This is a genomic window from Kocuria tytonis, assembly GCF_003226895.2.
Lineage (GTDB): Bacteria > Actinomycetota > Actinomycetes > Actinomycetales > Micrococcaceae > Kocuria > Kocuria tytonis.
Genome location: NZ_PNJG02000001.1, coordinates 928,566 through 952,514, shown reverse-complemented (window position 1 = coordinate 952,514; position 23,949 = coordinate 928,566). Strand labels below are relative to the sequence as shown.

The 23,949-nt window shown below is 72.2% G+C and carries 21 protein-coding genes and 1 tRNA gene; 15 read left to right on the top strand and 7 right to left on the bottom strand.

What is annotated here, in order from left to right; translation table 11 throughout:
- Nucleotides 1–2: 2 nt before the first annotated feature.
- From C1C97_RS04200 to C1C97_RS04190, 3 genes are all read right to left on the bottom strand, one after another.
- Nucleotides 3–332, bottom strand: coding sequence for a hypothetical protein (locus tag C1C97_RS04200; RefSeq protein ID WP_110919279.1), 330 nt, complete (start codon nt 330–332; stop codon nt 3–5).
- A gap of 246 nt (nt 333–578) precedes the next feature.
- Nucleotides 579–953, bottom strand: a complete 375-nt coding sequence (locus tag C1C97_RS04195) for an LppP/LprE family lipoprotein (RefSeq protein ID WP_267897590.1) — start codon at nt 951–953, stop codon at nt 579–581.
- A 422-nt stretch (nt 954–1,375) separates the two neighbouring features.
- Nucleotides 1,376–2,107 (bottom strand): LppP/LprE family lipoprotein, encoded by a 732-nt coding sequence (locus C1C97_RS04190; RefSeq protein WP_121030123.1) that lies wholly within the window; start codon nt 2,105–2,107, stop codon nt 1,376–1,378.
- A 239-nt stretch (nt 2,108–2,346) separates the two neighbouring features.
- Between C1C97_RS04190 and C1C97_RS04185 the strand changes: the two genes are divergently transcribed.
- The 5 genes from C1C97_RS04185 to nrfD all read left to right on the top strand — a co-directional run bounded on the left by C1C97_RS04185 (nt 2,347) and on the right by nrfD (nt 10,193).
- Entirely contained in the window at nt 2,347–3,984 is a 1,638-nt protein-coding gene (locus C1C97_RS04185) for a Mur ligase family protein (protein ID WP_158591129.1), read from the top strand.
- A gap of 53 nt (nt 3,985–4,037) precedes the next feature.
- The gene (locus C1C97_RS04180) at nt 4,038–4,373 is read left to right on the top strand and encodes a hypothetical protein (RefSeq protein WP_110919283.1); all 336 of its coding nucleotides are present in this window, start codon (nt 4,038–4,040) and stop codon (nt 4,371–4,373) included.
- Between the two features lie 158 nt (nt 4,374–4,531).
- Nucleotides 4,532–7,915, top strand: a complete 3,384-nt coding sequence (gene fdh / locus C1C97_RS04170) for a formate dehydrogenase (protein WP_199712168.1) — start codon at nt 4,532–4,534, stop codon at nt 7,913–7,915.
- A gap of 11 nt (nt 7,916–7,926) precedes the next feature.
- Nucleotides 7,927–9,096 (top strand): 4Fe-4S dicluster domain-containing protein, encoded by a 1,170-nt coding sequence (locus tag C1C97_RS04165; protein ID WP_110919305.1) that lies wholly within the window; start codon nt 7,927–7,929, stop codon nt 9,094–9,096.
- Complete coding sequence (gene nrfD, locus C1C97_RS04160; protein WP_110919286.1) at nt 9,093–10,193, top strand: NrfD/PsrC family molybdoenzyme membrane anchor subunit; 1,101 nt, start codon at nt 9,093–9,095, stop codon at nt 10,191–10,193. Before C1C97_RS04165 ends, nrfD begins: the two co-directional genes overlap by 4 nt.
- A gap of 95 nt (nt 10,194–10,288) precedes the next feature.
- Here the strand turns inward: nrfD and selD are convergent, their stop codons facing one another.
- Entirely contained in the window at nt 10,289–11,344 is a 1,056-nt protein-coding gene (selD, locus tag C1C97_RS04155; protein ID WP_110919287.1) for a selenide, water dikinase SelD, read from the bottom strand.
- Between the two features lie 72 nt (nt 11,345–11,416).
- Between selD and C1C97_RS04150 the strand changes: the two genes are divergently transcribed.
- The 8 genes from C1C97_RS04150 to C1C97_RS04115 all read left to right on the top strand — a co-directional run bounded on the left by C1C97_RS04150 (nt 11,417) and on the right by C1C97_RS04115 (nt 18,417).
- Nucleotides 11,417–11,511: transfer RNA gene (locus C1C97_RS04150), tRNA-Sec, on the top strand.
- A gap of 24 nt (nt 11,512–11,535) precedes the next feature.
- Nucleotides 11,536–12,843 (top strand): L-seryl-tRNA(Sec) selenium transferase, encoded by a 1,308-nt coding sequence (selA, locus tag C1C97_RS04145; protein WP_121030117.1) that lies wholly within the window; start codon nt 11,536–11,538, stop codon nt 12,841–12,843.
- A complete protein-coding gene (gene selB / locus C1C97_RS04140) occupies nt 12,843–14,660 on the top strand; it encodes a selenocysteine-specific translation elongation factor (protein WP_110919289.1) in 1,818 nt (605 codons plus the stop codon). The genes selA and selB overlap by 1 nt, the downstream gene beginning before the upstream one ends.
- A gap of 306 nt (nt 14,661–14,966) precedes the next feature.
- Complete coding sequence (locus tag C1C97_RS04135) at nt 14,967–15,215, top strand: DUF3072 domain-containing protein (protein WP_233542769.1); 249 nt, start codon at nt 14,967–14,969, stop codon at nt 15,213–15,215.
- A gap of 170 nt (nt 15,216–15,385) precedes the next feature.
- Nucleotides 15,386–15,865 (top strand): DUF2231 domain-containing protein, encoded by a 480-nt coding sequence (locus C1C97_RS04130; protein WP_110919291.1) that lies wholly within the window; start codon nt 15,386–15,388, stop codon nt 15,863–15,865.
- Between the two features lie 118 nt (nt 15,866–15,983).
- On the top strand, nt 15,984–16,811 hold the full coding sequence (locus C1C97_RS04125; protein WP_110919292.1) for an alpha/beta fold hydrolase: 828 nt from the start codon (nt 15,984–15,986) through the stop codon (nt 16,809–16,811).
- 2 nt (nt 16,812–16,813) lie between these two features.
- Nucleotides 16,814–17,716, top strand: a complete 903-nt coding sequence (locus tag C1C97_RS04120) for an EamA family transporter (protein WP_121030115.1) — start codon at nt 16,814–16,816, stop codon at nt 17,714–17,716.
- Nucleotides 17,717–17,838: 122 nt separating this feature from the next.
- A complete protein-coding gene (locus C1C97_RS04115; RefSeq protein ID WP_110919294.1) occupies nt 17,839–18,417 on the top strand; it encodes a mismatch-specific DNA-glycosylase in 579 nt (192 codons plus the stop codon).
- 61 nt (nt 18,418–18,478) lie between these two features.
- Here C1C97_RS04115 and C1C97_RS04110 read toward each other — a convergent pair whose 3' ends face one another.
- The 3 genes from C1C97_RS04110 to C1C97_RS04100 form a co-directional block, all read right to left on the bottom strand.
- Entirely contained in the window at nt 18,479–19,954 is a 1,476-nt protein-coding gene (locus C1C97_RS04110) for a carboxylesterase family protein (RefSeq protein WP_267897583.1), read from the bottom strand.
- Nucleotides 19,947–20,387 carry a GNAT family N-acetyltransferase gene (locus tag C1C97_RS04105; RefSeq protein ID WP_110919295.1) on the bottom strand — a complete coding sequence of 147 codons (441 nt, stop codon included), beginning with the start codon at nt 20,385–20,387 and terminating at the stop codon, nt 19,947–19,949. Before C1C97_RS04105 ends, C1C97_RS04110 begins: the two co-directional genes overlap by 8 nt.
- A 101-nt stretch (nt 20,388–20,488) precedes the next feature.
- The gene (locus C1C97_RS04100) at nt 20,489–21,967 is read right to left on the bottom strand and encodes an MFS transporter (protein WP_110919296.1); all 1,479 of its coding nucleotides are present in this window, start codon (nt 21,965–21,967) and stop codon (nt 20,489–20,491) included.
- Between the two features lie 79 nt (nt 21,968–22,046).
- Here C1C97_RS04100 and C1C97_RS04095 point away from each other — a divergent pair, with 79 nt between their 5' ends.
- Both C1C97_RS04095 and trhO read left to right on the top strand, forming a co-directional pair.
- A complete protein-coding gene (locus tag C1C97_RS04095) occupies nt 22,047–22,853 on the top strand; it encodes a trimeric intracellular cation channel family protein (RefSeq protein WP_233542718.1) in 807 nt (268 codons plus the stop codon).
- Nucleotides 22,854–23,021: 168 nt separating this feature from the next.
- Nucleotides 23,022–23,948 carry an oxygen-dependent tRNA uridine(34) hydroxylase TrhO gene (trhO, locus tag C1C97_RS04090; RefSeq protein ID WP_121030113.1) on the top strand — a complete coding sequence of 309 codons (927 nt, stop codon included), beginning with the start codon at nt 23,022–23,024 and terminating at the stop codon, nt 23,946–23,948.
- The last annotated feature ends 1 nt before the right edge of the window (nt 23,949 follow it).

Here is a 23,949-nt window from a genome sequence, read left to right as displayed (position 1 = left end):
ATTCACCTCCAGGCCAGCGCGAGGCCGGCCGCGTAGCAGGGGGCCGCCGCGAGGGCGTCCCGGGTGTGGCGCTGCAGCGGGCGCGCACCGTGACGCTGCAGCAGGAACAGGGGAGCGAGGGCAGGGAGCAGGGCGAGCCACGTCGTCGAGCGCTCCCGCAGGCCGGCCACGCAGGCGGCCGCCGTGAGCGAGCACGTGACGATGTAGAGCCCGTGGTGGACCCACCGGACGTTCGAGGTGTCGATCCACCCGAGTGCCACCGAACCGCCCAGCGAGCAGTTGGCGGTGTACGCCCCGGCCGCGGCCGTGACGAGCGTGCGCACGAGTGTCATGGGTCTCCTCACCGCCGTGTTCCTCCCCGTCATCGTGTCACACGGTGGATGCGGAACAGGGGAGCAGGTGTGTCGTGGAACACCCTGGGCCCGCCGCCCGATCCGCTGCGGCCAGGACACCCGGTCCCCGTTCACGGCACGCGCAAGACACCGCCGGTCCAACGGCTCGCGCCGGGACGCACACGCGGGGCCGACCACCGTGCTGGTGGTCGGCCCCGCGTGCGCAGTCGGGTTTGTGGACCCGTGTCACTTCTGACCCGGGGGCAGGTCGCCGTGCTCGCTCAGCACGTCGGTCCTGAAGTCCCACGTGTACGTGCTGTGCGCCAGCCCGCTCGGTTGCGCGTTGGAGTCCCCCGTGAGCATGTAGTGGTAGATGATGTCCAGGGTGCTGGTGTCCACCCGTACGACCGTGGGCTCGAACCCGAAGGAGTCGATGGTCGTGGTGCCCACGTACTCGTTGTTGTGGAACAGCAGGACCACGTGCGGGGACGAAGCCGTGGCGCCCTTGACCGTCAGTGTGATCCAGGACAGCTCGGCACACTTGTTGTACGTGGAAGTGTCCGCCGAGTCGAGGTCCCACGCGTTGTCGGTGGTGCTGCCCCCGCTGAACGGCCGGGGCAGCGTGCCGCCCCACCGGGCCAGCTGCTGGGCCCCGGTCTCCGCTCCGCACGAGACCGAAGGGGGTGCGGGGTCGGAGCCCGGGCCAGGACCCCCGGCAAGAGCGGGGCCGCCAGGCCACCCGCCAGGAGGAGGGCGCCGGCAGCGGCGGCGGTGGTGCGGGTGGAAAGACGGGTGAGGTGTCCCATGACGTGACTCCTTGTGTTCTCCGTACGGTCACCGTTCGGCGACGTGTATCCACACTGGGAGCTCAGTCGTGGATGTGCAATAGTAAACGCCCCGTTGAGCGGGTTGCGCGACGCTCCTGGGTGCTGGGGTGGGTGCATCTCCGCACGTCACACCGAGTTTTCTTGCAGGGTTACGGTTGAGTCACACTCCTGGGCTGCATGGTTGCGCCGGGTCGGTGCCGGTCCGGTGGCGGCCCGTCAGCCAATGCCCGGGGGCCACTCGCCCGCGTGGTCGATGGACTCGGTGTCCGGGTTCCAAGTGTAGGTGGAGACCGCTCGGCCGCTGGCCTCGGCGTTGCTCTCGCCATCCTTGGTGTAGGTGTACGTGACCCGGATGGAGGAATCGGTGAGTCGCACCGTGGCGGGGTGGAAGCCGATGGGCTCGGCAGTGGTGGTGCCCAGGTAGTCGCCGTAGTGGAAGAGCATCTGCTGCCGAATGGATGAACCACTGCCCCCGCCGATCAGGGTGACCCATGAGAGGGTCGCACACGCGTCATACCCGTCACTGTCCTCCACGGTCCATTCACCGGCTACGGGCTTCGTCCCGTTGAGGGACGGGGCCTTCATGATGTTCTTGTCGATCGCCGTCTGTGCATCGTCAGAGCCACAGGAGGCCGAGTGGTCGGGAGACTTGGCACGCTTGTTCTTCGGCTCCGCAGACGCCGTGGCCCCCTCCCGACCCACGGCCTCCCCTGCGGGGGACGCCATCTCGGTCTGGCGGTCCGTCACCTCGGGTGCGGACGTGGGCACGCTCGAGGGTGCCTGCGACGCCGCCTGTGAACGGATCCCGGACGTGGGCCCGCCGTCGATCACGGAGTTCGTGGACATGGACCGCGGTTCCTCGGAGGAGTCGGAGCCGCATGCCGTGAGGGGACCCGCCCCCAGCACCACGAGCAGGGCGACGACGGTGAGTTTCCGGGACCGGTTCATGGTGGACCTCTCAGGCTGGGTGGACCCGCGACGGCCGGGTACGGCATCAGCGTGCCCGCTTTTGTTCCCTTCTGCAACATCCGTATGTCATTGCATGGGAATATGTCGACAGACTGTCCCCATTTCGGGCCGGGCAGGAATATCTCGGGGGCCTCCGGTGGCTCTCATCAGTAGTCTTATGACCCGGCCGTGCCGGGCAGGTGCGACGACGGAGGGGAAGTCGGGCAATGGGAACGTGCGTGCCGCACGAGCGGTCCGTCGAGGAACTGGCGGAGTACGCGGGAGCCGCGCTGCGCGGGCGTGACCGTGGTGTCGCGCGCGGGATCACGGTGCGCCGCGTCACGGAGTTCCACCGGGACGTGCGCCCCGGAGACCTGTTCGTGGGCCTAAAGGGGCGCCGCCACCACGGCGCCACCAGGGCCCGGGAGGCCGTGGCGGCCGGGGCGGTGGCCGTGCTCACGGATCCGGCGGGCGCGGCCATGCTTCCCGATGCCCCGGCGGTTCCGGTGCTCGTCGTGGACGATCCGCGCGCCGTGCTGGGACCGATCGCCTCCCTGCTGAACGGGCACCCCTCCCACCACCTGCCGGTCTACGGGGTCACCGGAACCAACGGCAAGACCACCACGGCGTTCATCCTGGAGGCTGCGCTGCGGCGGCTGGACCTGCGACCGGGACTGCTGAGCACCCCGGAGACCGTGATAGGCACGCAGCGGGAACCCAGTGGCATGACCACGCCCACGGCTCCGCACGTGCAGGACGTGCTGGCCCGCATGCTCGCGGCCGGCAACGCGGCCGCCGTCATGGAGGTCAGCAGCCACGCCCTGGACCAGGGACGGGTCAACGGCATCCGCTTCGACACCGTGGCCTTCACGAACCTCACCCACGAGCACCTGGACTACCACGGGGACATGGAGTCCTACTTCCAGGCCAAGGCCCGGCTGTTCACCCCGCGCTTCGCCTCCCGCGCCGTGATCGTGGTGGACGACGCCGCGGGCCGGCGGCTCGACCGGCTCGCCCGCCGTCGGGGGCTGGCTACCGTCACGCTGAGCACCCGTGCCGACGTCGCCGCCACGTGGCACGTCCACGGTGCCACGGGACAGGACGAGTTCACGCTGCGGGGCGCACGGGGGGACCTGGCGCTGCGCTCGCCGCTGCCGGGGGAGCACAACCGCGTGAACACCGCGCTGGCGGCCCTCATGCTGCTGGGGTCGGGCCACGCCGCCCAGGACGTGGTGCGGGCGCTGGCGGGACCGGTCGGCGTCCCGGGACGGATGGACCGGGTGGAGCTGGGGCCGCAGTGGCCCACGGTACTCGTGGACTTCGCACACACCCCCGACGCCACGGCCAAGTCCGTGTCGGCGCTGCAGGCCCGGACCCGGGGCAGACTCGTGGTCACGGCCAGCAGCGGAGGGGACCGGGACACCTCCAAGCGCGAGCTCACGGGCCGCGCGGTGGTGGAAGCGGGCGCGGACGTGGTCGTGGTGACCGACGACAACCCGCGCTCCGAGGACCCCGCGGCCATACGCGCGGCCGTGATGCGGGGCGTGCAGGCCGCCGTGTGGGCCCGGCGCGCCGCGGGGCTGCCCGAGCCGCGGGTCGTGGAGACGCCCACGCGTCGGGACGCGATCCGCACCGCCCTGCAGCTCGCGGGCCCCGACGGCACGGTGGCCCTTTACGGCAAGGGCCACGAGCGGTGGATGGAGATCGGTCCGCCCGGCACACGGGTCCCGTTCGTGGACCGGGACGAGGTGCGCGCGGCCGCGGCGCGGCTCGAAGACGCCGCGGCGGCGTCGTCGTCCTCGGAGGACCCGGAGCACACCGACGCCGCCCGCCGCGCTGAGCGCGCAGGCTGGAGGCGCGGGAGGGTCGCGCCGTAGTCTGGCGGTGCGCGTGACAGCGCGTCGGTCGAGAACCTGGCAAGGAGCAACCCATGACGCAGCCCATTCCGGATCCCAACCCCCTCGACGACCCCGAGGCCACGGGGGACACCTTCCGCGAGGACGAGCTGATCGGAACCACCGGGGACGAGGACTCCGCGTGGGAGGAGGACGACGCCCAGTGGGGTGAGGACGCGGACCCCCTCAAGCGCCCCGAGGAGGCGGACGTGGAACAGGTGGCCGAGGAGCAGACCGTCCCCGGGCCCGACACCCCCGCCGAGACCGAGGACCCCGAGATCGCGGCGCTCGTGGACGATCCCCAGGCGGACCGAGAGGTCAACCGCTCGCTGCAGGACGGGGCGGCGGAACCCTCCGATCCCATGGAGTGAGGACGGGCCACGGCGCCGCCCGCGCGGTGCGGTGACTGCTGGGACGGCCGGGACCTGCGGGTCCCGGCCGTCCGGCACGTCCGGGGGCGCTCCCGAGATCGGGTCCTGCCACACACGTGCTTCCCGTGCGTGTCGGAGGAAGGGTCTAAGCTTGCCGCATGTCTCGATTCAGCCCGCTGGAGTGGCCGGTCATCCGCCAGCTCCGAACCGGTGACCACACCGGCCGCAGTTCCGCGGTGCAGTCCCAACGCACCCGTGACATCACCCCGCGCACCGCCACGGCGGACCGCGTGGTGCAGAGCATCTGCCCGTACTGCGCGGTGGGATGCGGCCAGAAGGTCTACGTCAAGGACGAGCGCGTGGTCCAGATCGAGGGGGACCCGGACTCCCCGATCTCCCGCGGTCGCCTGTGCCCCAAGGGATCGGCGAGCGAGCAGCTCGTCAACTCCCCGGGCCGGCAGACACAGGTGCTGTACCGCGCACCGGGCGCCTCCGAGTGGCAGCCGCTCGAGCGCGAGAAGGCCATCGACATGATCGCGGACCGCTTCCTGGAGTCACGACGCCGCGGCTGGCAGGACACCGACGACGAGGGCCGTCCCCTGCGGCGCACCATGGGTGTCGCCTCCCTGGGCGGGGCCACGCTGGACAACGAAGAGAACTACCTGATCAAGAAGCTGTTCACCGCAGCCGGTGCCGTACAGATCGAGAACCAAGCCAGGATTTGACACTCTGCCACGGTTCCCAGTCTGGGAACCTCATTCGGACGCGGTGGCGCCACCCAGTCCCTGCAGGACATGGCCAACGCGGACTGCATCGTCATCCAGGGCTCCAACATGGCCGAGTGCCACCCCGTGGGATTCCAGTGGGTCGCCGAGGCCAAGGCGCGCGGCGCCAAGGTCATCCACGTGGACCCGCGGTTCACCCGCACCTCTGCGGTGGCGGACAAGCACCTGCCCATCCGCGCGGGTTCGGACATCGTGCTGCTCGGTGCGCTGATCAACTACGTGCTGAGCAACGACCTGTGGTTCCACGAGTACGTGGTCTCCTACACGAACGCCGCCACCCTGATCAGCGAGGACTTCGAGGACGCCGAGGACCTGAACGGGCTGTTCTCCGGCTACGACCCGGAGAGCGGCTCCTACCACCTGGGGTCGTGGGCCTACCAGACCGAGGACGACGGCTCCGGCCACGAGGGCGCGGAGGAGCACGCCAAGGGTCATGAGCAGCGTGCGAAGGCCGGTGGGCAGCAGTTCGGCAGCGGCGGTGCCCCAGTCGGCACCGGCACGCCCAAGCGGGACAAGACCCTGCAGCATCCGCGCACCGTGTTCCAGATCCTCAAGCGCCACTTCTCGCGCTACACCCCTGAGATGGTGCGGGAGACGTGCGGCATCTCCGAGGAGGACTTCGCGTACCTGGCGCGCTCGGTCACGGAGAACTCCGGCCGGGACCGCACCACGTGCTTCGCCTACGCGGTGGGGTGGACCCAGCACACGCTGGGCGCCCAGTTCATCCGCACGGCGTCCATCCTGCAGCTGCTGCTGGGCAACATGGGGCGCCCCGGTGGCGGCATCATGGCCCTGCGCGGGCACGCGACCATCCAGGGCTCCACGGACATCCCCACGCTGTTCAACCTGCTGCCGGGATACCTGCCCATGCCGTCCGTGACGGCGCAGACCCTGGACGACTACGTGGACGGGATCCGCACCACCAACCAGAAGGGGTACTGGGCCAACGCCCGGTCCTACGCCGTCAACCTGCTCAAGTCGTGGTGGGGGGACGCCGCCACGGCCGAGAACGACTACGCGTACGACTACATCCCGCGCATCAACGGTGCGCACGGCACGTACCAGACGCTGATGGCCATGCTCAAGGACCAGGTGGAGGGGTACTTCCTCCTGGGTCAGAACCCCGCGGTGGGCTCCGCCAACGGGCGGCTGCAGCGCATGGGCATGTCCCACCTGAAGTGGCTCGTGGTGCGGGACCTGAACATGATCGAGTCCGCCACGTGGTGGAAGGACGGCCCGGAGATCGCCTCCGGTGAACTCAGGACCGAGGACATCGACACCGAGGTCTTCTTCATGCCCGCGGCCACGCACGTGGAGAAGTCCGGCTCGTTCACCCAGACCCAGCGTCTGGTGCAGTGGCGTCACCAGGCGGTCACCCCGCCGGGGGACGCGCAGAGTGAGCTGGAGTTCTTCCACGAGCTGGGCAAGCGCATCCGCGCGCGGGTCGCAGACTCGGACGATCCCCGTGACCGTCCACTGCAGGACCTCACCTGGGACTACCCGCTCACGGAGGAGGGGGAGCCGGACGCCGAGGCCGTCCTGGCCGAGATCAACGGCCGGTTCCTCACGGGCCCGGACGCCGACAAGCCCCTGAGCTCCTACACGCAGATGAAGGACGACGGGAGCACGGCCGGCGGATGCTGGATCTACACGGGCATCTATGCGGACGGTGTGAACCGAGCCGCCATGCGCGTGCCCGGGCAGGTGCAGGACGAGATCGCCTCCGAGTGGGCGTGGGCGTGGCCCGCGAACCGTCGCATCCTCTACAACCGTGCCTCCGCGGACCCCCAGGGCAAGCCCTGGAGCGAGCGCAAGAAGCTCGTGTGGTGGGACGAGGAGAACCACACCTGGACGGGCAAGGACAACCCGGACTTCCCACTGGACCGGGAGCCCGGAAGCCATCCCGACCCGCAGCAGGGCGGCCCCGACGCCCTGGCCGGTGACGACCCCTTCATCATGCAGGCGGACGGCAAGGGATGGTTGTTCTCCCCGAAGGGCATGCTGGACGGTCCGCTGCCCACGCACTACGAACCGCAGGAATCGCCCGTGGACAATCCGCTGTACACGCAGCAGCAGAGTCCCACGCGCGTCATGTTCCCGCGGGAGGACAACCTCTCCGCCCCCAGCGGCGAGGCACCGGGCACGGACGTGTACCCGTTCATGTTCACCACCTACCGGCTGACCGAGCACCACACGGCCGGTGGCATGAGCCGGTGGCTGCCGTACCTGTCCGAGCTGCAGCCCGAGATGTTCTGCGAGATCTCACCCGAGCTCGCGGAGCTGAAGGGGTTGGAGCCGTACGGGTGGGCCACGATCGTTTCACCGCGTTCGGCCATCGAGGTCAAGGTGCTCGTCACGGACCGGATGACCCCGCTCACGGTGGGGGGCAAGACCATCCACCAGATCGGGCTGCCCTACCACTGGGGTGCAGGCAGCGATGCCGTGGTCTCCGGTGACGGCGCCAACGACCTGCTGGGCATCACGCTGGACCCCAACGTGCAGATCCAGAACTTCAAGACGGGTTCGTGCGACATCCGTCCGGGTCGCAGACCGCGCGGGGCGCAGCGTGACGAGCTGGTGCGCGAGTACCAGCAGCGCGCGAACCTCACGATCATGACCGGCATGGAGCGCATCACGGATCCGGAGCGCGAGCTGAACGACGATCCGCTGCGAGCACGCGACAGCGGGGACGTCGCCGGACGGTCCACGGCCTACACGGCGGGGACGGCCACGACGGACCAGGGAGAAGACAAGTGAGCACGGACCGGATGACGCCCACCTCCGCCTTCGCGGACGACACCCACTGGGACCACCCGCATCCCCGGCGCGGGTTCTTCACGGACACGTCCATCTGCATCGGCTGCAAGGCCTGCGAGGTGGCGTGCAAGGAGTGGAACCGCAACCCGGTGGACTCGGACTACGAGATCCTGGGTTCCTCCTACGACAACACCGGCGGGCTCGGCGCGGACACGTGGCGCCACGTGGCGTTCATTGAGCAGACCCAGGACCGCATCGAGGAGGCCCGTGAGTCCGGCCGCGCCCTGGTGAACCTGGGGATGCCGCGTGTGGGACCCCCGCAGGCGGCGTCGACCCCGGCGGCCGGCGGGTGCGCGTGCGGTTCGGCGGCGCCGGCGGACGACGCCGCGGGGTCCGGGTGCGCGTGCGCGGGCCCGTCCTCGGCGACCACCGCGCCCGCGGCCGGTGGCTGCGGATCCACGGGCGGCTGCGGTTGTTCCTCCGGTGGAGCGGGCGGTGCATCCGCGGGCACCGGCGAGGACGGTTCCCCCGTCCTGGACACCCCCGACTTCCGGTGGCTCATGTCCTCGGACGTGTGCAAGCACTGCACCCACGCCGGCTGCCTGGACGTGTGCCCCACCGGTGCGCTGTTCCGCACCGAGTTCGGCACGGTGGTGGTGCAGGAGGACATCTGCAACGGCTGCGGAACGTGCGTGGCCGGGTGCCCCTTCGGCGTGATCGAGCGCCGCGACGACGGTCTCGTGGAGCCCAAGACGCAGCGCGGTGCGGCACCCATGCCGGACACCGTGAAGGTGCCGCAGGACGGCATCGCCCAGAAGTGCACGCTGTGCTACGACCGTATGAAGGAGGACCAGACCCCCGCGTGCGCGCAGGCGTGCCCCACCACCTCCATCAAGTACGGCGAGCGGGAGACCATGCTGGAGTCCGCGCAGCAGCGGGTGGCCCAGCTGCACGAGCAGGGCCGGACCGAGGCCCGGCTGTACGGCGCGAACCCCAAGGACGGCGTGGGTGGCACCGGTTCCATCTTCCTGCTGCTCGACGAGCCGGAGGTCTACGGCCTGCCGCCGGATCCCCGGGTTCCCACCGCGGACCTGCCGCGCATGTACAAGCGGGCGGGCATGGCCGTGGCGGGCATGCTGGCACTCGGTGTCGCGGCCTTCGCGGCGGGTGATCGCGCATGAGCCTGTCCCCCTACGACAGCTACCGCCCGCCGGAGGAGCCGCGGCGCACACGGCGTCGGAAGAACCGCACCCCCGGCGGCGGCGCGTTCCGCCGCGGCGGCGGGGACGGCTCCCGCGAAGTGGCCATGGTGCCCGAGCCGGAGTTCACGTCCTACTACGGCCGCCCGATCGTCAAGGCGCCGCCGTGGGACTCCAAGATCGCCGCGTACCTGTTCCTGGGCGGACTGGCGGGCGGATCGTCCGTCCTCGCCCTCGGCGGCCACCTGACCGGCCGCGACGTCCTGCGCCGCAACGGCCGGCTCGGTGCACTGGGTGCGGCGGGTCTCGGCACCATCGCCCTGGTGGCGGATCTCGGGCGCCCCGAACGCTTCCTGCACATGATGCGCACGTTCAAGCCCACCTCGCCCATGAGCCTGGGCTCGTGGCTGCTCGCCGTGTTCGCCACGAACGCGGGTGTGGCCGCCGCCGTCGAGGTGGACCGCATGACGGGGGAACGGTTGCCGCTCGGTCCGCTGCGTCCCGTGCTGCGCGTCATGGAGACGCCCACGAGCGTGGGTGCCGGTGTGCTGGGCGCGCCCCTGGCCGCGTACACCGCGGTGCTGCTCGGTGACACCTCCGTCCCCACGTGGCACGAGATGCACGGACACCTCCCGTTCGTCTTCGTCAGTTCGGCGTCCCTGGCCTCGGGCGGTCTCGCACTGCTCACCACACCCGTGGCCGAGACCGGTCCCGCGCGGGTCTTCGCGGTGGCCGGAGTGGCCGGTGAGCTCGCGGCCATGCGCGTCATGAAGCGCGCCATGGATCCGGTGGCCGCGGAACCCCTCGAACAGGGCAGGCCCGGCACGTGGCTCGAGTGGAGCGAACGCCTGTCGATCGCCGGTGGTCTCGGCGCTCTCCTCGGCGGACGACGCCGCTGGGTTGCCGCAGCTTCGGGCGCCGCGCTGATGGCGTCGTCCGCTCTCACCCGCTTCGGCGTGTTCTGGGCCGGCAAGGAGTCCGTGAAGGACCCCAAGTACACCGTGGTCCCGCAGCGCAACCGCCTGAACAAGCGCCGCGCGCAGGGCATCACGGACGACTCCATCACCACGGTGGCCTGAGTTCCTAGTCCCCGACCGTGAACGGCCATCATGCGCAGGGGCGGACCTCACCGGTCCGCCCCTGCGCATGTCACCGGCCAGGGCCGTCCTGGTGCTCAGCGCACCGTGACGAGCGCGCCCGCCTCCTCCGGGAGCACCGTGGTCTCACCGATCACCGGGCAGCCCGGGACCTCGCCGACCACCAGCAGACCACCCGAGGTCTGGGCATCCGCGAGCAGGAGCAGCTGGTCCTCGTCGATCCCGGGACCCGAGGACAGGAACGGGCGCACCCAGTCCAGGTTCCGGCGGGTGCCCCCGGAGACGTACCCGTCCCGCAGCGCCTCGGCGGCACCGGCCACCAGGGGGACGGCCGAGGCGTCGAGCACGGCACCCACACCGGAGGCGCGGCACATCTTGTACAGGTGGCCCAGCAGACCGAAGCCGGTGACGTCCGTGGCCGCCTGCACGCCAGCGGCCAGCGCGGCCTGGGACGCGTCCCGGTTCAGGGCGGTCATCGTCTCGACGGCCGCGGGGAACACCTCCCCCGTGGCCTTGTGCCGGTTGTTGAGCAGCCCCACGCCGATCGGCTTGGTGAGGGTCAGCGGAAGACCGGGCCGGGCGGCGTCGTTGCGCATCAGGCGCTGCGGGTCCGCGGTGCCCGTGACGGCCATCCCGTACGTGGGCTCGGGGGCGTCGATGGAGTGGCCACCGATCACCGGGCACCCCGCCTGCGAGGCGACGTCCAGACCACCCTGCAGCACCTGGGACATCAGCTCCATGGGCAGCAGTTCGCGCGGCCAGCCCACCAGGTTGATCGCGACCACGGGGGTGCCGCCCATGGCGTAGACGTCCGAGAGCGCGTTCGCCGCGGCGATCCGGCCCCAGTCGTAGGCGCTGTCCACCACGGGGGTGAAGAAGTCCGCGGTGGAGAGCACGGCGAGGTCCGGGCGCACGAGGACGGCCGCGGCGTCGTCGCCGTCGTCCAGGCCCACCAGGACGTTCGGGGCGTTCTGGCCGGTGAGCCCGCGCACGGCGTCCTCGAGTTCACCAGGCGGGATCTTGCAGGCGCAGCCGCCGCCGTGGGCGTACCCGGTCAGCCGGCCCACACCGGGGGGAGAACCCGGCGCGGAATCCTCCGGTGCGGCGGTCGGGTCGACGGGGAGATCAGTCATGGCCCCAGTCTAGGGAGCGGCCCGGACAGCCTGCTAATGAACGGGTCCGCGCGCAGTGCTACATTCGCTGGCGGAGGCGTCCGTGTCCTGGTGGGCGCCCCGGTCTTCAAAACCGGTGAGACCGAGCAGCTCGGTCTGGCGGGTTCGATTCCCGTCCGCCTCCGCCAACCACCGCGCCACCGAGGAGCCCCGTGAACGCAGAGGACCCCCGCCGCCGCATCCCGCGCACGGACCGGGTCCTCGCGGATCCGGGGGTCCTCCGCGCCGGTGCGGGGCTCGGCGAGGAGGTGGTGCGCACCGCCGTCGTCACCGCGCAGCAGCGCGCCCGCGCGGGGGAGGTCGCGCCGGAGGACGTCGTGGCCGCCGTCGTCGCCGCGCTGACCGCGCGTGGTGCGAGCTCACTGACCCCCGTGCTCAACGCCACCGGGGTGGTGGTGCACACCAACCTGGGCCGGGCCCCGCTGTCCGACGCCGCGCGGCAGGCCCTGCTCGACGCCTCGGGGTACGTGGACGTCGAACTGGACCTGGGCACCGGTCAGCGCTCGACGCGCGGTGCCGCGGCGCGGCAGGCCCTGCTGAACGCGTGCCCGGCGGCGGAGGACGCGCTGATCGTCAACAACTGTGCCGGTGCACTGGTGCTCGCCACCACGGCGCTGGCGGCGGGCCGGGAGGTGGTGATCAGCCGCGGCGAGTTCGTGGAGATCGGGGCCGGGTTCCGGCTCTCGGACCTCATGGAGTCCACCGGGGCGCGGCTGCGCGAGGTGGGCACCACCAACCGCACGCACACCGGTGACTACCGGGACGCGCTGGGACCGGACACCGGGTGCCTCCTCAAGGTCCACCCCAGCAACTTCCGGGTGGACGGCTTCACGTCCGCCGTGCCGCTGCCGCAGCTGCGCGCGCTGGCGGACGAGTTCGGGGTGCCCCTCGTGGTGGACGTGGGCAGTGGTCTGCTGACCCCGGACCCCGCGCTCCCGCACGAACCCAGCCTGTGGGAGGCACTCGAGGCGGGCGCGGACGTCGTCATCGCGAGCGGTGACAAGCTGCTCGGGGGACCGCAGGCGGGCATCGTGCTGGGCCGTGCGGAGACCGTCCAGCGCCTCGCCCGCTTCCCGCTCGCGCGGGCCGTGCGCGCGGACAAGCTGACACTCGCGGCGCTCGAGGCCACGCTGCGCGGCCCGCAGGCGCCCGTCGCCCGCGCCCTGCACGCGGACCCGGCGCGGCTGCGCGAGCGCGCCGAGGCGCTGGCCGCCGCCGTGGGCGCCGAGGTGGTGCCGCACGACGGCCGCGTGGGCGGGGGAGGCGCCCCCGGGGTTGCCCTGCACGGCTGGGCCGTGCGCCTGCCGGAGACCGCGGCTCAGCCCCTTCGCCTGGGCCGGCCCGCCGTGCTGCCCCGGGTGCACGACGGCGCGTGCCTCGTGGACCCGCGCTGCGTCCCGGAGTCCGAGGACGGCGCACTGCAGGAGGCCGTGCGCACCGCGCTGGAGGGACTGGACTGATGCACGTGGTGGCAACCGCCGGTCACGTGGACCACGGCAAGAGCACGCTGGTCCGGGCGCTCACGGGCATCGAACCGGACCGCTGGGACGAGGAGAAGAAGCGCGGACTCACCATCGACCTGGGCTTCGCGTGGACCGAGCTGCCCTCCGGCAGACACGTGGCCTTCGTGGACGTGCCCGGGCACGAGCGGTTCCTCGGGAACATGCTCGCCGGGGTGGGTCCCGCTCCCGTGGTGGTGTTCGTGGTGGCTGCGGACGAGGGCTGGCAGGCGCAGTCCGGGGACCACCGGGACGCCGTCGCGGCACTGGGCATCACGAACGGGCTGATCGTGGTGACCAAGGCGGACCGGGCGCCGGACCGCGTGGCCGCGGTGGCGGCCCAGGCACGCGCGGAACTGGCCGCCACGGGCCTGGGCGACGCCCCCGCGGTGGCTGTCTCCGCGCAGGAGGGCACGGGGCTGGACGAGTTCCGGGCCGCGCTCGACGCCGTGCTGTCCCGGGCGCCCGCACCGGATCCCCGCGCGCGGATCCGGCTGTGGATCGACCGCGCCTTCACGATCTCCGGCGCCGGCACCGTGGTCACCGGAACGCTCACGGCGGGCACGCTGCGCACGGGGGACCGCATGACGATGCGGGGCCCCACGGGGGAGCAGCACGTCACGGTGCGTTCCCTGCAGAGCCAGAACACCTCGGTGCAGGAGATCGGACCCACCAACCGGGTTGCCGTGAACCTGCGGGGCACCGGCAGAGACGGCATCCACCGCGGGGACGTGCTGCTGAGCCCGGACGCCTGGCCCACCACGGACGTCCTGGAGGTCCGCCGGGACCGCGGGGCACCGTTCACCGAGGTTCCGGAGGAGCTCGTGGTGCACGCCGGCACCGCGGGTGTGGGCGCCCGCATCCGACCCCTGGACGAGGACCACGCCAGGCTGCAGCTCGAGCACCCCCTGACCCTCGTCCCCGGTGACCGCCTCGTGCTGCGCTATCCCGGTGCGCGCGTGGTCGTGGGCGGGGCGCGGGTGCTGGACGTGGACCCGCCCGCGCTCGACCGGCGCGGTGCCGCCGCCCGCGAGGCCGAGCGCCTGGCCGCCATCCCCGATCGCGGGGACCCCGTGGCGGAGACCGTCAAGCACGGGGCGGTGTCCGCACGCCGCCTGGAGCTGCTCGGGCTGCCCACCACGCCACCCGCGACCGCGGGTTCCCCCGGCGCACCGGAGGTCGTTGTCGCACACGGCTGGTGGATCCACGAGCCGCGGCTGCGGCAGTGGGCCGCGGACCTGCGCGCGGCCATGGCGGCCGCCCACGACCGCGACCCCCTGGCTCCGGGACTGTCCCGCGGGGCCGCCCGCTCCGTGCTCGGCGAACCCGGCGCGCACGTCCTGGACACGGTCGTGGAGCGGGCCCGCCTCGAGGACCGTGAGGGCTACCTCGCCCTTCCCGGTCGCAGCACCGGGCTCGGAGCGGCGGAGACCGCTGTGGCCCGGTTGGAGGCCCGGTTGCGGAGCCGGCCCTTCGCGGCCCCGGAGGCCCACGAGCTCGCCGCCCTGCAGCTCGGTCCCCGGGAACTCGCCACGGCGCAGCGGCTGGGCAGGCTGCTGCGGCTGCCGGGCGACGTCGTGCTGCTGCCCACGGCGCCCGCCCTGGCCATGCGTGAGCTCGCCCGCCTGCCGCAGCCGTTCACCACGAGCCAGGCCCGCCAGGCGTGGGACACCACGCGGCGCGTGGCCATCCCGCTGCTGGAACACCTGGATGCCAAGGGCTGGACCCGGCGGGAGGACGGGAGCAACCGCAGCATCGTGCGCCGAGGGGCCGCCTGACGTGCGCGCCGTGAGCGAAACCGGCTCCCCAACCGAGCCGTGGACCACTACGGTCGACACCACGACAGGGAGAATGCCTGCGTCCGGCGCCACGGCCACGAGGCCCGGCACCGCACGTGTGCACCATCTCCGGCACCTTCAGAACCCGCCCGGGTCACCGGCCCGGCACCCACCCGAGGAGCAGTCATGACCGAGACCCCCGCACAGGACCCACAGGACCAGAACGCCCAGCCGCCCCTCGAGAACGGCACCCCGGACGGCTCCGTGCCCCAGGACGCCGCGCAGAACGGCGCACCGCAGGGTGGAATGAGCCAGAACGGGGCCGCGCAGAACGGCGCTCCCCAGGGCGAGACCATCGGCGCCACCGGGGACGCCCAGGACTCCACGCTGGAGAAGGACCCCTCCACCTGGGTCAGCGGTGACGAGCCCATGACCGGCGCGCAGAAGTCCTACCTGGACACCCTGGCCAAGCAGGCCGGCGAGGAGCTGCCCGCGGACCTCACCAAGGCGCAGGCCTCCGAGCACATCGAACGGCTCAAGGGCTCCACGAACTGAACTCGTCCGCTCCACCGGAACCGCCCCGCAGCCCCTCCCCAGGGCGCTGCGGGGCGGTTCTCATGTGTTTCCCGGGGACGTCCCAGTCCGGGGGCCTTCCTGGGAACCGGCCGAGCCAGGAGAGCCTCAGCTTGCTTGGGGGGACCCGCGGCCGGGTCGAAGATGATCGCGTGTTCGCATCGATCGCGGGACTGCCCGCCCATCCGCTCCTCGTCCACCTCTCCGTCGTCGCCGCTCCCCTCGGGGCTCTCCTGCTGCTGCTGTGGGCACTCGTCCCGCGGTGGCGCCGCGGCCTCCGTGCCACCACCGTGGGAGTCAACGCCGTGGCGCTCCTCGCCTCGGTGATCGCCAAGAGCACGGGTGAGGCCCTGCTCCCCGCCATGGGTCTCAGTGAGCACGCACCGGGTCAGGTGGGTCCGCACGCCCAGTACGCGGACCTGCTGGTGGTCGCTGTGGGCCTCGCCCTCGGCGCCTCGGCGTGCCTGTACGCCGCGGAGCGGTGGCTCACGCCGGAGCGTTTTGCCCGGCGGGACACGCTTCTGCTGGTGCTGCGCGTCCTCGCCATGGGGTTCGCCGTGTTCGCCCTGGTCATGACGGCGCTCACGGGTCACGCGGGTGCCCAGCTGGTGTGGGGGAACTTCCCGGAGTAGCCCGCACCACCACCCGGCGGCCGCCCGTCACCGCGTCCACCGGGGTGCGCGGCGGGCGCGCGCCGTGCGGCGTCGTCGGCTTTGGCGGCCGGTGCGGCGGCGCAGTACATTGACCCGCGTGCCCCAGGATGCGAAGCCCACGTTGAAGACCACGCTCATCGGCTCAGGAGACCACCGGCTGGTGTTCCTGCACGGCCTGTTCGGGCGGGGCAAGAACTTCACGAACATCGCGAAGGGGCTGCAGCCGCAGTTCCGGTGCCTGCTGGTGGACCTGCCCAACCACGGGGACTCGGCGTGGACCGAGAGCTTCGGCTACGCCGACATGGCGGACACCGTGGCCGCGGAGCTGCGCGCGGGATTCGCCGCGGACGGCCCCGTGGACGTGCTGGGGCACTCCATGGGCGGGAAGGTGGCGATGATCCTGGCGCTGCGCCACCCGGACCTCGTGCGCCGGCTGGTGGTGGAGGACATCGCTCCCGTGGACTCCAAGGAGGCGGACACCGCCTCGTCCCGAGGCGACTTCGAGCACCTGCTGGGCTCCCTCAAGCGCCTGGACCTGAGCGGGATCACGCACCGCTCCCAGGCCGACGCCGCCCTGCGTGCCGAGATCCCCCAGGACATGGTGCGCGGGTTCCTGCTGCAGAACCTGCGGCACCGGGACGGCGGGTTCGGGTGGCAGCCCAACCTGGATCTGCTGCACGCCGAGCTCGATGCCGTGGGGGACTGGCCCGCGCAGGACGTGGCCGGCCGGACCTTCACGGGGCCCGTGCTGTGGATCGCGGGGGAGGACTCCCCCTACATCCAGGACGCCGACGCCCCTGCCATGCGGGCGCTGTTCCCCAAGACCGTGCGGATCACGGTGCGCGGTGCAAGCCACTGGGTGCACTCGGACCGTCCGGAGCAGGTGATCATGGCCCTGCGGACGTTCCTCCTGGCCGAGCGGTAGCCGTGCGCACGCCCCTCCGCGCCGGTCGGGCGCGCGACGACTCCACCGCCCAGGGAGTGCTTCTCGTGGTGGCCGCCGCGTTCATCACGCAGACCGGGGCGGCCATCGCGGTGAGCCTGTTCGCGGAGGTCGGTGCCCTGGGCGCCGTGTTCCTGCGCCTGGCCATGGCCGCCGTGGTCCTGGGCGCCGTTGTCCGGCCGTCCCCGGCGGTGATCACGCGCCGGAACCTCGGCGTGATGCTGGCGTTCGGGCTCGCCCTGGGTGCCATGAACATGCTGATCTACCAGGCCATCGACCGGTTGCCGCTCGGCGTGGCCGTGACCATCGAGCTGCTCGGTCCGCTCGCGCTCTCCGTGGTGCTGTCCCGCAGGCTCACCGGTGTGCTGTGGGCCGCGCTGGCTCTCGCGGGGGTGCTGCTGCTGAGCGGTGTGGGGCCGGGAACGGCGATTCCCGATCCGGCGGGTGTGCTGTTCGCGCTCGCGGCTGCGGGGATGTGGGCCCTGTACATCCTGATGTCCCGGCAGGCCGGTCGGTCCTTCTCGGGCATCCAGGGCCTGGCCCTGGGCATGGCGGTGGGTGCGCTGCTCGCGGCCCCGTTCGGCGTTCTCAGCGGTGGCGCGGCCCTGCTGCGACCGCGCGTGCTGCTGGTGGGTCTGGCCGTGGCGGTGCTGTCCTCCGCGCTGCCGTACGCGCTGGAGCTCGCGGCGCTGCGGCGGCTGCCGGCGCAGACCTTCTCGATCCTCGTGAGCACGGCACCCGCCGTGGCCGCCCTGGTGGGGTGGCTGATCCTGGACCAGGCCCTGGGCCCGCTGGAGCTCTCGGGCATGGCGCTGGTGATCCTGGCGAGCGCGGCGGCCGTGCGGTCCGGGGGCAGGGCGCCCGCGAGGCCCGCGACGGCCTCCTGAGCGGGACGGAGGCGGTGCCGCCGCCCGCTCCCGGCTCGCGTCCGTGTGCGGCGGTCTTCGACCCGTGGTGCTGCGCGGCGGCGCCGGGCTCGTGTCACCGCCGGTGCCTAGCATGGGCTGCCATGGGTTTCTCACGCGCTGAACTCGAGTCCTTCCGGGACCGCACGGTTCCGGACCTGCTGCCCCGCCCGCTGCGCCTGCTGTTCGTGGGCATCAACCCCGGACTGTGGACCGCAGCCACGGGGGCGCACTTCGCCCGCCCGGGAAACCGGTTCTATCCTGCGCTGCACCGTGCCGGTGTCACGGACCTGCAGATCAACGCGGCGGACGGGTACGACCCCGCGGAACTGGAGCAGCTCACCGGCCGGGGGATCGGCATCAGCAACGTGTGCCCGCGGGCCACCGCGCGGGCGGACGAGCTCTCACGGGAGGAGCTGCACGAGGGGGCGCGGCGCCTGGACCGGCTGATACGGGAGCAGCACCCGGCGGTGGTGGCCGTTCTCGGGATCACGGCCTACCGGGCCGCCTTCGACCGGCCCCGGGCCACGACGGGTCGGCAGGAGTCCCCCTGGCCGGGCACCCAGCTGTTCGTGGCCCCGAACCCGAGCGGTCTGAACGCCCACTCGTCACTGGACGACCTCGCCAGGGCGTACGGGGAGATCGCCCGGGCGGCCGGGGTGCTCCCTCCCGCGTCAGACTGACACAGCAGGCGGGCCTGCAACGGCCGCGGGCTGCGGTGGCACTCTCGGAGCCCGCCGGTTCTCAGGGCGTGGCCCCGAGCGGGGACACCCGCAGCCCCGCCCGCGCGTCACTGCGGACGGTCCGCCCGCGCGCGAAGTCGGCCCACGCCGCGCGGAGCCCGGCGCCGTCGGCCAGGACCTCCGCCCGGGTGTGACCCTCCACCAGGGGCGTGGACCCCCAGACGCCCCTGCCGGGGAACAGCAGGGGCAGGTCGGAGATGTGCGAGGCGGCCACGGGGTTGCGCCCGATGCCCCACGAGAACTCGTAGCGCCAACCGGTTCCACCCGCCCGGGCGTGACGCTGCGCGAACCGCACGGCTCCCGTGCCGTAGAGCCGCCGGGTGAACGGGCTGATGAAGAACCGCTCCACCCTGCGGGCCCTGCGGGGATGCCGCATGCGGGAGAGCAGCGGGGGGATGCGGGCGGCGAACAGCGCGGCCTCGCGTGCCGTGCTGCCCACCAGGATCTCCACGTGCGGTGCCGCGTCCCGCCAGGACCGGTCCAGCTCGTCCTCGGGCGGCAGCGGGTCCTGGCCGTACTGCAGCCCGAACGGCATCTGCCCCTTCAGTCCGTACCGGGTGGCGGCCTTCGCCACGCGCTGCTGCATGGCACGGACCTCGGTGAGCGGGGCGTCCCGCGCGAGCGGGGCGGCGGTGGTGGCCATGAGCGCGCTCATCCTGGCACGTCCCGCCAGCAGTCCGAACGGGGCGCTCTGGATGACGGCCCGGCGGAACAGCTCGCGGGCGGCCGGGACGAGCATCAGGTGTGCCACGGCATCCCCGCCCGCGGACTGCCCGAACAGCGTCACGTTCGCGGGGTCACCACCGAACGCGGCGATGTTGTCCCGGGTCCAGCGCAGCGCGGCGATCATGTCCAGCAGCCCGAGGTTCGCGGGGATCGCCTCGCCATCGCCCAGGAAGCCCAGCAGCCCCAGCCGGTAGGTCACGCTCACCACGATCACGGCCTGTTCCGCCACGAGCGCGCCGGGATCGTAGAACGGGGCGTCACCACCCCCGGCGGCGTAGGACCCGCCGTGGATCCACACCATCACGGGCAATCGCGCATCACAAGGGGTGTCCGCGGGCGCGGTCACCGAGACCCGCAGGCAGTCCTCGTCCTGCGGCAGGTCCCCGATGGTGCTGCCCACGATGTCGTCCAGGAACGGCATGGGCGGCTGGGGGCACGCGGGCGCCGGTTCGGTGGCACGGATCGCGGACGACGCCGCCGCCACGGGCCGCGGACGCTCGTACCGCTGCGCGTGGGCATACCGGATGCCGGTGGCCCGGTCCACGGGCCCGTCCCGCCGGCCGATCACCGTTCCGCACGGTGCGTCCCACCGGGGTGGACCGACCGCGGCCGGTGGGGCGGCGCCGTCGGGGCGCGGGTGACTCGTGCCCGGGACCCCGTCACCGGGGTTCGGGGACAGCGGATGCCCGACCCCGCGGCGGTGTGGTTCGTGCTCGCCGGACGGGTCTGCGCAGGAGGGCCGATCACCCACGCGGACCGTCCAGGCGTCGGCCCATGCCGATGGTGTGCGGTGCGCGGTCCTGGAACCCGTGCCGGGCGTACAGGGGCTGTCCGGGGCCGTCCGCCATGAGGCTCACGTACGCACCCGGCGGGGCGTCCTCGCGGATCCGGTCCAGCAGGTGCTGCAGGACGGCGCTTCCCAGGCCCTGCCCCTGGTGCTCGGGCAGCACGGCCATGTCGATCACGTGGAAGTACCAGCCGCCGTCCCCGATCACGCGGCCCATCCCCACGGTGGCCCCGGAGTCGTCGTGCCGCACGTGAACGGCTGCCCAGGCGCCGTGGCTGCCGGCGCGTGCCTGCTCCTCCGTCTTGGGGTGCATGCCCGTGTCACGGCGCAGAGCGAGGTAGTCCGCCACGGCGGGCGGGCCGTCCAGCAGGGTGTATCCGGAGCGAACGTGAGTCATGACACCATCCTGGTCCACCCCGCCGACACGCAGAAGCCGTGCCCGGGGCGGGACGGGACGGCGGGCGCCGGTCCAAGTGGCCCGGGCGCAGGAGGGGGCGTTCAGTGCTCCTCCGCGCTGCGCGAGTCCGTGAGCGTGGCGCAGCCGTAGCCGCCGACCACGGCCACGAGGGCCGCGACGACGAGGAACGTCGTGCGCTCGCCGTGGAAGAAGGTCTGCGTGAACTCGGGGCCCCAGGCGCCGGTGGGCAGCACCGTGGCCACGAGCGCGGCGATCATCGTGCCCACCACCGCGGTGCCGAGGGACGTGCCGAGCTCCTGGGCGACGTCGTTCAGCGCGGTGCCGATCGAGGTCCGGTCCTCGGGAACCGACTCGATCAGCGCCACCGCGCACACCGTCATGATGATGCGCAGCCCCAGGGCCATGACCGACATCCCCACGGCGAGCACCCAGTAGCCGTGCGCTACACCGACGGCGAGGACGAGCGTGCCGAGAACCACGGAGGCGGTGGCGACCAGACAGGTGACGCGGTGGCCGAACGCGGTGATGAGCTTCTCCGAGACGGGGCTGGAGAGCAGCATCATGACGACGAACGGCAGGTTCCCGAGTCCCGCCCTCATCGGCGACCAGCCCAGCGCGTACTGGAAGTGCAGGATGAGCAGGAACATGGCGGCCATCATGGCCACGGAGGACGCCAGCTGGGCCAGTGCCGAGCCGCGCACCGTGGGGTGGGTGAGCAGCGAGAGGTCGAGCAGGGGGTGCCGGGCACTGCGCTCGCGCAGGATGAATCCGATCACGGAGAGCACCGCCGCCACGAAGCAGCCGACGGTGATGGGGGAGCCCCAGCCGTGGTCCACACCGCTGGTGAGGGCGTAGCACCCGAGACCCACGGCGGCCATCGTGAGGACCGCGGCGGGGACGTCGAGCGGCGCGCGGTGCAGGTCCTCGGCGGTGTCCTTCGACACGCCGAGGAGCAGACCGAGGACGGCGAACGCCGCGATGGGGGTGTTGACGAACAGCAGCCAGTGCCAGCTGACGGCATGCAGCGCACCACCGGCGACCACCGGGCCCAGGGCCATGGAGCCCATGCCCACCATCACCATGAGGGAGATGGCCCGCATGCGCACCTTCTCGTCGTCGAAGAGCCGGAAGACCAGGGACATGGTCACCGGTGCCATGCACGCGGCGAACAGGCCCATGACGGCGCGCAGCGCGATGAGCTGGTTCGCGTCCGTGACGAGCCAGACGAGCGCGGAGACCAGACCGAAGCCCGCGAGACCGGTGATGAGCACGCGGCGTCGGCCGAACCGGTCCGCCAGCGACCCCGCGGTGAGCAGCAGCGATCCGAACACCAGGGAGTAGGCGCCCGTGACCCACTGCAGCTGCGCGGTGGACGCGTGGAGGTCCCGGCCCATGGTGGGCAGCGCGATGGTCAGGACGGTGTTGTCCACCATCTCCACGAAGAAGGCGAGGCACAGGGCCGTGAACGGCAGCCAGGCCGCGCGGAGGGATGGGACGCGGGAACGCGGCGTGGTGACGGGAGCCGATCCGGTGATCGGCTCGGGGAGGGGTGATGACATGTGGGGACCTTTCCCGAACGGTGTTCTATAGGCGAACTTTGTTCGAGAATGGAACCATGTTCGGTATCGCGCAACGGCAATGGTGTGGCGGGCACCCCGTGCGCACGAATGGATCGCGGATCCGGCCTCGGCGGACGCGGACCGGTCCTATGCTGGTCCCGGCGCCGGGGCCGCGCGGCTGAGGAGACGGGAGATCACGGTGGACATCGAGGCGGGGGCGGTCTTCGATCTCGTGGACCTCCTGGGGGTGCTCACCAACGGCGTCCTGGGCGGGGTGGTGGCCCGCCAGCTGCGCATGGACCTCGTGGGGTTCACGGTGCTGGCCATCATCTCGGGGCTCGGCGGCGGCATCCTCCGCGACACCCTGCTGCAGCAGGGGTTCCCCGTGGCCCTGACCAATCCGGCGTACCTGAGCACCGCTCTGGCGGGGGCGCTGATCGCCTACCTCATGGTGTTCGGCAGCAGATGGACCTTCCGGGCACTGTTCGTGGCGGACTGCCTGTCCGTGGGGTGCTGGGCGGCCACGGGCACGATCAAGGCACTGGGCGTGGGCCTCGCGTGGCCGCCGGCGATCCTGCTGGGGGTGGTGACCGCGGTGGGCGGCGGAATGATCCGCGACATCGCCGTGGGGCGCCTGCCCGCGATCTTCGGCGGCAACACCCTCTACGCGACCAGCGCGCTGCTCGCGAGCTCCGTCATGGCACTGGCCGCCGGGCTCGGGCGCCCCAGCCACGGGATGGCCGGCGCCATCGTGCTCAGCGCCGTGGTCAGCGTGTCCGCGCGTCGCTTCGGGTGGCGGCTGCCGGGCCCCGCCAACCTGAGCCCCGGTGCGCTCACGCGGCTGCGCCGCAGGCCCGCGGCGCGCAAGGACGGTGACGGCACGTAGGGCTGGGACCGCCGTCGTTCGGGCGGACGCAGCGAGCGTGGTGGCATCGGGCAGCCCGCACCGGTCGTCGGACGGGGCCGCCACGGGACGAGACCCGGTTCGCGTGCCGTCAACCGGCAGCGGCGTCCGCCACGACGACACCGCCCGGGCCCTACTACCCTGGAGCACATGTCCCTCCCCAAGATCGTGCTGTTCTACGTCTTCACGCCGCTGGCGGACCCGGAGGCGGTGAAACTGTGGCAGCTCACCCTCGCGCAGCGGTGCGGCGTGAAGGGCCGGATCATCGTGTCGGAACAGGGGATCAACGCCACGGTGGGCGGAGACATCCACGACGTCAAGGCCTACGTGCGTGGGCTGCGGGAGTACGCCCCGTTCAAGGACGCGGACGTCAAGTGGTCGGACGGCGCGGGGGACGACTTCCCCCGGCTGAGCGTGAAGGTGCGCCCCGAGCTGGTGACCTTCGACGCCCCGGACGTGATCCGGGTGACCGAACGCGGGGTGGTGGGCGGGGGCACGCGCCTGTTGCCCGACGAGCTGCACGAGCTGGTGGCGCAGCGCGGCGAGGACGTCGTCCTCCTCGACGGCCGCAACGAGCTGGAGGCGCGCATCGGGAGGTTCCGCAACGCGGTGGTGCCGAGGGCGCAGACCACCCGCGACCTCCTCGCCGAGCTGGACTCCGGAGCCTACGACCACCTCAGGGACAAGGCCGTGGTGACCTACTGCACCGGCGGCGTCCGGTGCGAGGTGCTGAGCGTGCTCCTCAGGAACCGCGGCTTCCGCGACGTCTACCAGCTGGACGGGGGCATCGTGCGCTACGGCGAGGCGTACGGGAGCACAGGGTTGTGGGACGGCTCCCTGTACGTGTTCGACAGGCGGATGCACGTGGAGTTCTCGCCGGACGCGCGGTCACTGGGAACGTGCGTGCAGTGCGGTGAGCCCACACCCCGGTTCGTGAACTGCGCGGACCAGGACTGCCGTCGGCTGTTCCTGTGCTGCGAGACCTGCACGGGCACCGGTGCCCGCACCCGTTGCCCGGAGTGCACTCCGGCGGCATCCGAGACCCACCATTCCCACGCGACGAGGACCAGGAGCTGAC

What these genes read in the sequence shown, in the direction of transcription:
- C1C97_RS04200 (WP_110919279.1), bottom strand. Translation starts at nt 332, where the DNA reads ATGACACTCGTGCGCACGCTCGTCACGGCCGCGGCCGGGGCGTACACC.
- C1C97_RS04190 (WP_121030123.1), bottom strand. Translation starts at nt 2,107, where the DNA reads ATGAACCGGTCCCGGAAACTCACCGTCGTCGCCCTGCTCGTGGTGCTG.
- C1C97_RS04180 (WP_110919283.1), top strand. Translation starts at nt 4,038, where the DNA reads ATGACGCAGCCCATTCCGGATCCCAACCCCCTCGACGACCCCGAGGCC.
- C1C97_RS04165 (WP_110919305.1), top strand. Translation starts at nt 7,927, where the DNA reads ATGACGCCCACCTCCGCCTTCGCGGACGACACCCACTGGGACCACCCG.
- nrfD (WP_110919286.1), top strand. Translation starts at nt 9,093, where the DNA reads ATGAGCCTGTCCCCCTACGACAGCTACCGCCCGCCGGAGGAGCCGCGG.
- selD (WP_110919287.1), bottom strand. Translation starts at nt 11,344, where the DNA reads ATGACTGATCTCCCCGTCGACCCGACCGCCGCACCGGAGGATTCCGCG.
- selB (WP_110919289.1), top strand. Translation starts at nt 12,843, where the DNA reads ATGCACGTGGTGGCAACCGCCGGTCACGTGGACCACGGCAAGAGCACG.
- C1C97_RS04135 (WP_233542769.1), top strand. Translation starts at nt 14,967, where the DNA reads ATGAGCCAGAACGGGGCCGCGCAGAACGGCGCTCCCCAGGGCGAGACC.
- C1C97_RS04115 (WP_110919294.1), top strand. Translation starts at nt 17,839, where the DNA reads ATGGGTTTCTCACGCGCTGAACTCGAGTCCTTCCGGGACCGCACGGTT.
- C1C97_RS04105 (WP_110919295.1), bottom strand. Translation starts at nt 20,387, where the DNA reads ATGACTCACGTTCGCTCCGGATACACCCTGCTGGACGGCCCGCCCGCC.
- C1C97_RS04100 (WP_110919296.1), bottom strand. Translation starts at nt 21,967, where the DNA reads ATGTCATCACCCCTCCCCGAGCCGATCACCGGATCGGCTCCCGTCACC.
- C1C97_RS04095 (WP_233542718.1), top strand. Translation starts at nt 22,047, where the DNA reads ATGGTGTGGCGGGCACCCCGTGCGCACGAATGGATCGCGGATCCGGCC.
- trhO (WP_121030113.1), top strand. Translation starts at nt 23,022, where the DNA reads ATGTCCCTCCCCAAGATCGTGCTGTTCTACGTCTTCACGCCGCTGGCG.